Here is a 9,705-nt window from a genome sequence, read left to right on the forward strand (position 1 = left end):
ACCCCCTCCGGCGTGGCGCCGGGCGGGAACAGCGCCCCCACCGTCTGGCTGATGCGGGTATCCTGCGGCCAGGCGCTGTCAGTCACCTGCCACAGGTACACCGGCGGCTGCCAGCGCAGGGCCTCTCCGACCTGCCCGAGGGTGCGAAGATGGTTATCCAGGCTAGCGCAGGTCGCCTGCGCCTCATCAAGCGCCAGCACGATGCCGTCCAGCGGACGGCTGCGGCGCAGCTTGCGCAGGACGGCCAGGCGTTCAGTATCCGGCGCCGATGACAGAGTGCCGCCGTAAATCAGCACCGTGCGGTGGCCTTCGAGCCACTGCTTTTCCGCCAGACCGGGGGCGATGGCGGCAATGTGCGCGGGTTCACCGGCCACCAGCAGCAGGCGGACTTTGTGGCGCCAGAAACGGGTATAGCGGCGGCGGAGATGGGTGGCTATTTCTTTCGATAGCATCGGGCGTTTCAACGCCAGCGTCTTTGCTGATGTACTCTGTCCAGCCGCTGATGAACGCCTGGCTCGACTGATGATCCAAAGATGTATCGCCAGAAAAACCAGAGATACGACACATACCAGCACAATCCAGAGAAGACCGCACACCAGCAGAATCGGATAGATAACCGACCATTTTGCAGCATGGTCACCTATGAAAAACCAGTACGCCAGTCCCCCCAGTAAAATAAGGAACGTGATCGCCACGGCTGTAAGTACCACCGTGAACGCAGCAGAAATAGTTTCTTTCTGATTTTTATCTGTTTTCATGAGGTTTAACAATTCCAAGCGCCAGGGGGTGTAAAGGATCAGTGGCTATCCAGCCGCAGGGTTGCGACTGGCTTTGTGCGAAAATGGCAGCAAGTGATATCACAACAAGCGCCTCAAGTTTTCCCGTATTACCCCAAAAATTGTCCTGCAAATGATGAGTAACGTTCCAGCCGCTGCCTGCCAGTTCAGATTGTTGCGGGTGAGAAAAAAGAATGCAGGCGTCAGGTGCTGAGTCAAGTTCACTTTGCTTCTGTGCTCGTTCACAGACATCCTTCAAATATTCCGTTGCCGATGGGGAAAAATATTCCCCCTGTGAGAGCAATACAGCCCCCTCAGCACTCACAAGCCACAGGGCAGCGGCTTCTCCGGCAGGCAGCAAATCCTCTGCCGAGGGGACTTCAGACTGGCACCCAGCCACCAGAATTTGCGTGCCATCGCCCTCTGAATCCAGAAAGGCTGCAATATCTGACAGTGAACGTTCTCCCTTCCACATAATCGGTAATTCAGGCAGCACAATGCCTGGAAAAGAGTCCTTTATCTGTGCAACAAACGCCTGCCATACGCTCTCGCTCCCCTGCCAGTAAAAGCGCTGCGGCGAGAGCAATTTTTTGCCTTCGCGCTGCCGTTTCCACTGTAGTACCAGCATACGAGCCAGTTGATTTTCACGTTCCGTCGCATCGGAAGAAAAAGAACGCGCCACACGCAGCGCTTTACCGTTTGCCTCCTGACGTTCTGCTGGCGCTTTTTGCTTACGCTTAAGCAAACGCAACCAGTCCATCATCTCCGCCCCGGCAGGGCCAATCAGCACCACATCCTCCAGGGAAAACTGCCGACGATGCTGATACCACCAGTGACTTTGTACCTGTGCCACCTCCGCTTTCCAGGTGGATGAGTGGTGAATTGAAAACCGGTAATACAGCAGAGAAAGAAGCCAGAAAAGCCCCATGACGGTTAACGTGAAAAGCATCGCGGCAAAAACGATCCCGGAGCTTGCATCTGTTCCCCGTAATAACGCACTCGCAGCGCCGACCGCCGGGACCAGTAATGCTCCGGCCCCCAGCCAGCGTTTTGCCGCAGGCGGTTTAGCGGTGCGATAATCAGGAAAATCAGGTAGCGGTCTCACTGTGCAATACCGCAGTCGGGAAAAGAACTCACCAGCGTACAGCCACAGGCGCAGCGGTGTCCGTGAAGAGCGACGGGCTGACCATCCACTTTTGACAGCGAACTGCCTTCAATAATCGTGGTCATACCATGCTTATTGCATTTTACCGGATCGCCTTTAGTGGCAATGCCTTTTCCAAAACACAGATAATGTCCGGCCAGAACTTTACCGCCATACTCCCGCAGGTTATCGCCTTCGCGTATTACCTGTTTCATATTTATTCCTTGTATTATTTACACAGGCATCCGTATATCAGAACGCCATTTCGTTATGGCCACAGTGAGGCTATCGCCGCTTTCGTACTGGCCAGTTTTTCCGCTTCCCGCGATTGTTGCTGCCAGGCGATTAATTCCGCTGGCTCGTTTGTCAGCGCAGGTTGAAGGGGAAGATCGGACAACATGGTAAGGGGAATATCCGCAGAGCTGTTTACCACGGATATTTTTTGTTTTATTTCAGGCGGGGAGTTTTCACCCATAATAGCCCCTCCTTTCTCAGCTCGCTCGATAATAAAATCAACGCCAGGAACCGTATCTTTAAATCTCCCCTCAATAAAGCGCCCGTATTTCACAAGAGGTGTAATATTTTTACTCATCAGCTCACCGAAATAGATCATCCGGTATAAAAAGTAACTTCCCCACGGTTCCCTGGCATCAAGCGTCGCCTGCATAAACCAGGCCCTGGAATCATGAACCTGATCGTCAAATAATGCTCTGACCAGCCCTCCGGGTTGTTGCTCGTTGCTGCTTTCCCCCTGAGGAGGAAAGAGCATTGAATATTTTTCATTGGCCTCTTTTTTTATCTTTATATATTCGCCACTTACATCATCATCGCTGAAGGTATAAACCAGGTTACTCAGTTTATCCATTCCCTTATATATCCAGTTTCCGGTTACGGCACGCTGTTTTAGCTGATAGTCCTCGCGAAATTCTTCCGCAGCCTGGCGCAACTGCGTCTGCCCCAACGCGGGATCAAAATCTTTCGGCCCCGGCGGATAGGGGATATAGGTATCTTTTTCAGCAGACTCCTGCATTTTACGCCGTGTTTTCTCTACTTTCCGTTGTTTTATATCGCGCACCTGTTCGGAAGCCTCTCTTATTTTGGGGTCGCTGTCTTTATCCATGCCGTTTGCGGCTGCATCAATATAAAACCGCTGTTTTGTATAGTTGCCACTCGCATAGCGACCGATACGCCAGGCGGTTATCCAGGTGATTTGAACTTCCAGCGCGGTAATAACGTTGACTGATGCACGTACAGGTTCGTATCTGGCAGCATTCTCATCATTTATTTTTTCCAGAGATGAGGGAAGGTTTAATGTTAATTCACGCCAGGCGTTGAAACTATTTATCAATGTATCAGCAACCATAAATTCTGAAATTAAGTTACCTGGCATAACACGCCAATTATCTGAAGATATTGTTGAGGGAAGTGAATCTTCAGGAACTTTCAGAGGAGCACCAGCATCAAATGCTGTAGCATATAAATCATGCAAGGCAATCTGCGATAATAAATAGCCGTCGTCATCCGCCGTTGCTTTCCCCTGTTCACCGGGCATATAACCACCACCAATATCCGAATGCATACCGGGATACACCATCTCTCTGGCATAGGACGGATAGATTCCGTCATGGCGGCAAATCGAATCCAGAGGAAAACAGAGCCGCTGCTCGTGGGCAGAAACCAGATGCACGCAATTTTTAATCAGGCCGTTATCGGGCAGCTCCATTGCATTATCGGCCCAGCCCATATGTCCTTCCGCAAGAGGGGCGATATGCGCCACGCCAACAGAGGCCACCGTATCCAGCAATCCCAGAAATTCGACGCTCAGCGGCACCTTCCAGTTAGCGCCTTCCAGCGTCAGACAGAGATCCGGCTTCGTTCCTTTTCTGAAAGAATTGGGCAGCAGTTCAACCAGCCAGTTGACAAAAGCCCTTGCCGCCGCCGCTCCGCGTGAAAAACCGTATACATACAGCTTAATCCCCAGCAGTTTCGGTTTACCGGGTTCAGGCTGATTCAGCGCCAGCTTCAGGTCGGGTTCCAGATCTTTTAAAAGCCGCCGGAATACTATTTGACGTCGGTATTGACCTGAAGTCCCGAAATCTTCTGTACGAGAGGTCATGTCTTTCACCGCTTTCCAGCTTTCATTATCGGATAAAGCAGGTTTGCCCAGCGTGCGTCTTAAGGCATCGATAATGCGAATAAGCGCCCAGTTAATTCGTTCTTCGCCATAGGTGGCAAAGGCCATGCCGGGCGTGCTGTAATTCAGATCCGACACTTCCGGAAAGGGGGTGCCGACGCCAGGGATGTAGTACTTGTAATATTTATTACCCGACGTCCCTTCCATATCCACCAGTTCCCCGGCATGTCCCTGGACGCCACCGGCGTAACCCTGGCCAATGGTTGCGCGAAAAAGACGGGCAATATTGGTGGGATGTTTAGGAACGTCGATATAAAGATCGTTGTTCAGATTATTACCGGTCCCGTCGAAAAACAGGCTGATATGCAGCGTCTTACAGCACGGCGGTTCCACCAGTCGACCCGCCGCCTGGCAAAGTTCATTGCGGTAAGCCAGTTCATGGCTGTCCTGCTGCTTACAGTTTTGTCCGACTAGCGCCGCTTGTGTGGGTAATCGTCCGTTACCTGGAAACTGCGGAGGATACCAGACTACATCAGGTTTCATTGTGGACATATTTGGGGTTCCTCCATTTTGATCGGATCTTTAATCGGATAATTTGGGTTACCGTAGTCGTAGCAGCTGGTGGTGACTTTTATTTGATCGCAGGGTAAAAAGTGGATCTTTATTCCGCAGGTTTTTTGTCCGGAATAATCGGGAACAGGGACTATTTTTGTATGCACTTTATTCAGTGCCTTAATTTTCTTATACCACTCTTCCTTTTTATCGGAATATGCTTGCCATACTTGGTAAGAGGCTTTCGTATCAGGACGTTTCGGCTCAGGGATTTCAGGTACATCATCGGCAAAAGCCACACCCGTTTCCCACTCAACTTTCACCCTCATCCCCGGTTTCCATTTCGTCGGCACGCCGTAACAGCAGCCACCGCCGCCCCCCTGCCAGGGGCCGATAATATCCAGCCCTGACTGCCCGTCTACGCTGAAATAGTTTATCGCCCAGTGGGTATGGTTAACCGCTTCTATGGTGCCGCTACCGCCACTGATGCTCTCCTCTTTCGCGGGTCGATCGCAACCTGTCAGCAATATCGCCACAGTGATAAAAACAAGGCGTGTCAGCCATCGGCCCAGTGCTGGAAATTGCGGAGGATACCAGACTACATCAGGCTTCATTGTGGACATACTTTGGGTTCCTCCATTTTGATCGGATCTTTAATCGGATAATTTGGATTGCCGTAGTCGTAGCAGCTGGTGGTGACTTTTATTTGATCGCAGGGTAAAAAGTGAACCTTTATTCCGCAGGTTTTTTGCCCGGTATAATCGGGAACAGGGACTATTTTTGTATGCGCTTTATTCAGTGCCTTAATTTTCCTATACCATTCTTGTTTTTCATCAAAATACACTTGCCATACTTGATAATAATTTTTCTCGTTCATCCCGGAGGTATCAGGTCGTTTCGGCTCAGGAATTTCAGGTACATCATCGGCAAAAGCCACACCCGTTTCCCACTCAACTTTCACCGTCATTCCCGGTTTCCATTTTGTCGGCACGCCGTAACAGCAGCCACCGCCTCCCCCCTGCCAGGGGCCGATAATATCCAGCCCTGACTGCCCGTCTACGCTGAAATGATTTATCGCCCAGTGGGTATGGTTAACCGCTTCTATGGTGCCGCTGCCGCCGCTGACACTTTCCACTTGCGCCGACTGATCGCAACCTGCCAGCAGTGTCGCCACAGCAATAAAAACAAGGCGTGTGAACCATTGTCCCTGCTTCGGAAACTGCGGAGGATACCAGACTGCATCAGGCTTCATTGTGGACATACTTTGGGTTCCTCCATTTTGATCGGATCTTTAATCGGATAATTTGGATTGCCGTAGTCGTAGCAGCTGGTGGTGACTTTTATTTGATCGCAGGGTAAAAAGTGAACCTTTATTCCGCAGGTTTTTTGCCCGGTATAATCGGGAACAGGGACTATTCGGCTATGCTCCCGATGACTTTCTTTTATTTTTTTTCCCATTCCAGATATTTATCCCAATGTTCATATCCTGGAAAATCATCTGTGGAAGCTTCTCCGGTTTGCCATTCCACTTTCACCGTCATTCCCGGTTTCCATTTCGTCGGCACGCCGTAACAGCAGCCACCGCCTCCGCCCTGCCAGGGGCCGATAATATCCAGCCCTGACTGCCCGTCTACGCTGAAATGATTTATCGCCCAGTGTGTATGGTTAATCGCTTCTATGGTACCGCCGCCGCTAACACTCTCTTCTCTGGCGGGTCTGTCACAGCCTGCCAACAATATCGCCACAGCGATAAAAACAAGGCGTGTGAACCATCGTCCCTGCTTCGGAAACTGCGGAGGATACCAGACTGCATCAGGCTTCATTGTGGACATACTTTGGGTTCCTCCATTTTGATCGGATCTTTAATCGGATAATTTGGATTGCCGTAGTCGTAGCAACTGGTGGTGACTTTTATTTGATCGCAGGGTAAAAAGTGAACCTTTATTCCGCAGGTTTTTTGCCCGGTATAATCAGGAACTGGGACTATCCGGCTATGTTCCTGGTTCTGAGCTTTTATTTTTTTTCCCATTCTAAATATTTAGCGTCATCTCCATATCCTGGAAAATCCATTGAATAACCGACACCCGTTTCCCATTCCACTTTCACCGTCATTCCCGGTTTCCATTTCGTTGGCACGCCGTAACAGCAGCCGCCACCGCCCCCCTGCCAGGGGCCGATAATATCCAGCCCTGACTGCCCGTCTACGCTGAAATGGTTTATCGCCCAGTGGGTATGGTTAACCGCTTCTATGGTGCCGCTGCCGCCGCTGACACTCTCTTCTCTGGCAGACCTGTCACAACCAGCCAGCAACATCGCCACAGCGATAAAAACAAGGCGCGTCAACCATCGTACCTGCTTCGGAAACTGCGGAGGATACCAGACTGCATCAGGCTTCATTGTGGACATACTTTGGGTTCCTCCATTTTGATCGGATCTTTAATCGGATAATTTGGGTTGCCGTAGTCGTAGCAGCTGGTGGTGACTTTTATTTGATCGCAGGGTAAAAAGTGAACCTTTATTCCGCAGGTTTTTTGCCCGGTATAGTCAGGAACCGATACTGTCTGGCTATGTTTCCGGTTTTGAGCTTTGATTTTTTTTTCCCATTCTAAGTACTTATCTGTATTAGCAAATCCAGGAAAACCTTTAGACCCTCCCACACCGGTTTCCCACTCAACTTTCACCCTCATCCCCGGTTTCCATTTCGTTGGCACACCGTAACAGCAGCCACCGCCGCCCCCCTGCCAGGGGCCGATAATATCCAGCCCTGACTGCCCATCTACGCTGAAATGGTTTATCGCCCAGTGGGTATGGTTAACCGCTTCTATGGTACCGCTGCCGCCGCTAACATTCTTTTCTCTGGCAGGCCTGTCACAACCAACCAGCAATATCGCCGCAGCGATAAAAACAAAGCGTGTCAGCCATCGTCCCTGCGGTGGATACCAGCCTAAATCAGACTTTATTATAGACATATCTCAGGTTCCCTTATTTTAACCGGATAAACAGGGTTATCATTAGATTCAACCGTCATCTAATAGCCGCTTATTGTTTGGTCTTTTTTTTCCAAATATTTTTTGAATCCATGTCAGAGCCACAATGGGGACATTTATCGAATTTATAGTTAACAAAATTCATGCATGATGAACATCTGTATATGTGTCCGGTATGTTTTGGCCAACGCTTATCAGGAAAAAACACAGCGGTAAAAACACTAATAACAGGAAATATAAAATAAAAAGAATTTTCCGGCTCTCCCCAGGATAATAGCATAACTATCGCTAAAAACATCATAGACGCTTTGATAAACAAAACACAAAACACCAGAGCAATAAAAAAGCTTTGTTTTTTCCAGACAATGATTCCAACCAGTAATATTACCGCTCCAGAGATAATAACTTTTGTATCACTATCCAAATACATACCCCCTCCGATGTAAGTAGCTATGATCCCTATTGAAAATACCACTCCTGATGACTTTATAGATTATTGACACCAGAACCGCATTCATCAGAATAAATTTTATTTTTAAGAATATACTCAGCCACCCACTCATTACGTTTATCTTCGAAAAGCACACTTTCTTTTGTCGCAGCCAGCATAGCCTTAAAGCAAGCAGAAAATTCACTTTCTCTGTTCATAAAAAGGTTCTTCGGTAATGGCTGATAAACCAATAATTGTTTTGCATCACACAGACACATCAGACTTTCAAACTGATTATCAGTAAATATGATTTGCTCACTCAATTCCTCTTCACCTAATGCCGCCCCATTGCCTTCCAGCAAAACAGGTGCTTCGTCGCGATCCAGCCAGCTCCAGAATAATGTCGGTCTGTGGAGCTGACTTTGCTGTTCATCACTAAGAACATGGGTAAAAAGATACGAAAATATACGCGTATCCCAGAAGCGAAATATCCCTGCACGCCCCTCATGCTGCGCATCAATGCAACGGATCAACCATTCAGCCAAAACTTCGAACCGCCAGGATGACCCCAGCACCAGTAAAGGCGCTGTTGCCACAGCTTCACGAGCCAATGCATATAACCACTGCACCTGCTGAGCATCTTCCAGCTCAATACGTACCAGCAAAGGCGCATCGTCCGGGTAAATATTCTCCGGCAATCCCTGGTAGAGGGACTGCCATTTTATTGCCGGAGAAAACCCGGAAAGAGCCGGAATGACGGAGAAATTCACGCCGCACTGATCGATAATCATATCGACATAATTGTGACCAATCTGCTGACACGTCAGCTGGATTTTATCCAGCCAGATCTTTATGTTGTCCATTTACGCGTCCCTCGGCACAAAACCCTGAGCCAGTTCCTGAGCCCGTTTGAGGCATTCTTTACATACTGATGAAGGCAGATCGGGCAACTGAAAATCTTCGCTGGCTGGCCCCTGCAAATTATGTTGTCCTTTCAGACTTAACAGGCCAGGTCCATGAATTTCAATTTCTCCCTGCGGAGTCAAGCGAATGTAAGCGCCGCCACACCCAATAGTGATACCATTCTTCGCCGTAAGCTGAAGATGTCCCTGTGTGGACTGTACGGTAACATCCTGAAGAGACGTTAATGAGAGAATATCGCTATGAGATTCGATATTCAGCGGGCCTTTTGCAGATACCAGACGAACACCTTCCTGGCGGGAAAGTAACGATATCGCCTGGCTGGCATTCACTGCAAGCCTCTGCTCGCTGGCAATACTGACTTCTCCAATACTCTGCATATACAAACCGTTGCCACTGTGCAGAAGAATGCTTTCTGGCGTAACGCTCCCTATCCCCTCCGGTGCTTCCATCAACAATACCGGTTTCTTTATCTGGTCCGCCTTTTCAACAAACTGCTTTAACGTATCCATATCTGGTGAGAAATTACGGTGCGTTTGCGTCACACTCTCCCAACCGGCAATAAGGTTTTGCGCCCCCCTCAACAGGCTGGTTGCAGGCTCCATCGCCAGCTGCTGCCCCTGCGCTTTCATCTGTGCATCAGCGGTGATGAATATCCCTTTCCCGGCCCGTATCGCTCCGTAGCTGTCGGTACGCAGCTCGAATCCCTCCCCGCGCGGCTGTTTTCCGCCGTCCACCAGATGCCCCAGGTTCAGCTGGCT

9 protein-coding genes and 3 pseudogenes are annotated in these 9,705 nt (G+C 49.6%); all 12 read right to left on the minus strand.

All coding sequences use genetic code 11. From position 1 onward, the window contains the following. A pseudogene (locus tag ACSIPU_RS29545) lies at positions 1-758 on the minus strand (type VI secretion protein VasK); the annotation flags it as partial. After that, positions 745-1,881, minus strand: coding sequence for a hypothetical protein (locus ACSIPU_RS29550; RefSeq protein WP_224227003.1), 1,137 nt, complete (start codon positions 1,879-1,881; stop codon positions 745-747). The pseudogene ACSIPU_RS29545 and the gene ACSIPU_RS29550, both read right to left, overlap by 14 nt. After that, a complete protein-coding gene (locus ACSIPU_RS29555) occupies positions 1,878-2,135 on the minus strand; it encodes a PAAR domain-containing protein (RefSeq protein ID WP_024274065.1) in 258 nt (85 codons plus the stop codon). Before ACSIPU_RS29555 ends, ACSIPU_RS29550 begins: the two co-directional genes overlap by 4 nt. 53 nt (positions 2,136-2,188) lie before the next feature. After that, complete coding sequence (locus ACSIPU_RS29560; protein WP_024274064.1) at positions 2,189-4,606, minus strand: T6SS phospholipase effector Tle1-like catalytic domain-containing protein; 2,418 nt, start codon at positions 4,604-4,606, stop codon at positions 2,189-2,191. After that, positions 4,594-5,229: a DUF3304 domain-containing protein gene (locus ACSIPU_RS29565; RefSeq protein ID WP_017146031.1), complete on the minus strand. Its 636-nt coding sequence runs from the start codon at positions 5,227-5,229 to the stop codon at positions 4,594-4,596. Before ACSIPU_RS29565 ends, ACSIPU_RS29560 begins: the two co-directional genes overlap by 13 nt. Further along, positions 5,217-5,867, minus strand: a complete 651-nt coding sequence (locus ACSIPU_RS29570; protein WP_435322457.1) for a DUF3304 domain-containing protein — start codon at positions 5,865-5,867, stop codon at positions 5,217-5,219. The genes ACSIPU_RS29565 and ACSIPU_RS29570 overlap by 13 nt, the downstream gene beginning before the upstream one ends. Beyond that, positions 5,855-6,429, minus strand: a pseudogene (locus tag ACSIPU_RS29575) (DUF3304 domain-containing protein). The gene ACSIPU_RS29570 and the pseudogene ACSIPU_RS29575 overlap by 13 nt, the downstream one beginning before the upstream one ends. Further along, positions 6,426-7,012, minus strand: a pseudogene (locus ACSIPU_RS29580) (DUF3304 domain-containing protein). Before ACSIPU_RS29580 ends, ACSIPU_RS29575 begins: the two co-directional pseudogenes overlap by 4 nt. Then, complete coding sequence (locus ACSIPU_RS29585) at positions 7,000-7,575, minus strand: DUF3304 domain-containing protein (protein WP_023320820.1); 576 nt, start codon at positions 7,573-7,575, stop codon at positions 7,000-7,002. Before ACSIPU_RS29585 ends, ACSIPU_RS29580 begins: the two are co-directional and overlap by 13 nt. Positions 7,576-7,645: 70 nt before the next feature. Then, the gene (locus ACSIPU_RS29590) at positions 7,646-8,017 is read right to left on the minus strand and encodes a hypothetical protein (RefSeq protein WP_133497834.1); all 372 of its coding nucleotides are present in this window, start codon (positions 8,015-8,017) and stop codon (positions 7,646-7,648) included. 62 nt (positions 8,018-8,079) lie between these two features. Continuing rightward, complete coding sequence (locus ACSIPU_RS29595) at positions 8,080-8,886, minus strand: DUF4123 domain-containing protein (RefSeq protein WP_204746171.1); 807 nt, start codon at positions 8,884-8,886, stop codon at positions 8,080-8,082. After that, on the minus strand, positions 8,887-9,705 hold an 819-nt coding region (locus tag ACSIPU_RS29600), incomplete at its 5' end, for a type VI secretion system Vgr family protein (RefSeq protein WP_172696801.1).

Origin of the sequence: Klebsiella sp. HN106 (assembly GCF_051209435.1) — a bacterium.
Lineage (GTDB): Bacteria > Pseudomonadota > Gammaproteobacteria > Enterobacterales > Enterobacteriaceae > Klebsiella > Klebsiella oxytoca.

Coding starts and splice junctions, on each gene's coding strand:
- ACSIPU_RS29585 (WP_023320820.1), bottom strand. CDS start 7,575: ATGTCTATAATAAAGTCTGATTTAGGCTGGTATCCACCGCAGGGACGA.
- ACSIPU_RS29565 (WP_017146031.1), bottom strand. CDS start 5,229: ATGTCCACAATGAAGCCTGATGTAGTCTGGTATCCTCCGCAATTTCCA.
- ACSIPU_RS29560 (WP_024274064.1), bottom strand. CDS start 4,606: ATGTCCACAATGAAACCTGATGTAGTCTGGTATCCTCCGCAGTTTCCA.
- ACSIPU_RS29555 (WP_024274065.1), bottom strand. CDS start 2,135: ATGAAACAGGTAATACGCGAAGGCGATAACCTGCGGGAGTATGGCGGT.
- ACSIPU_RS29570 (WP_435322457.1), bottom strand. CDS start 5,867: ATGTCCACAATGAAGCCTGATGCAGTCTGGTATCCTCCGCAGTTTCCG.
- ACSIPU_RS29595 (WP_204746171.1), bottom strand. CDS start 8,886: ATGGACAACATAAAGATCTGGCTGGATAAAATCCAGCTGACGTGTCAG.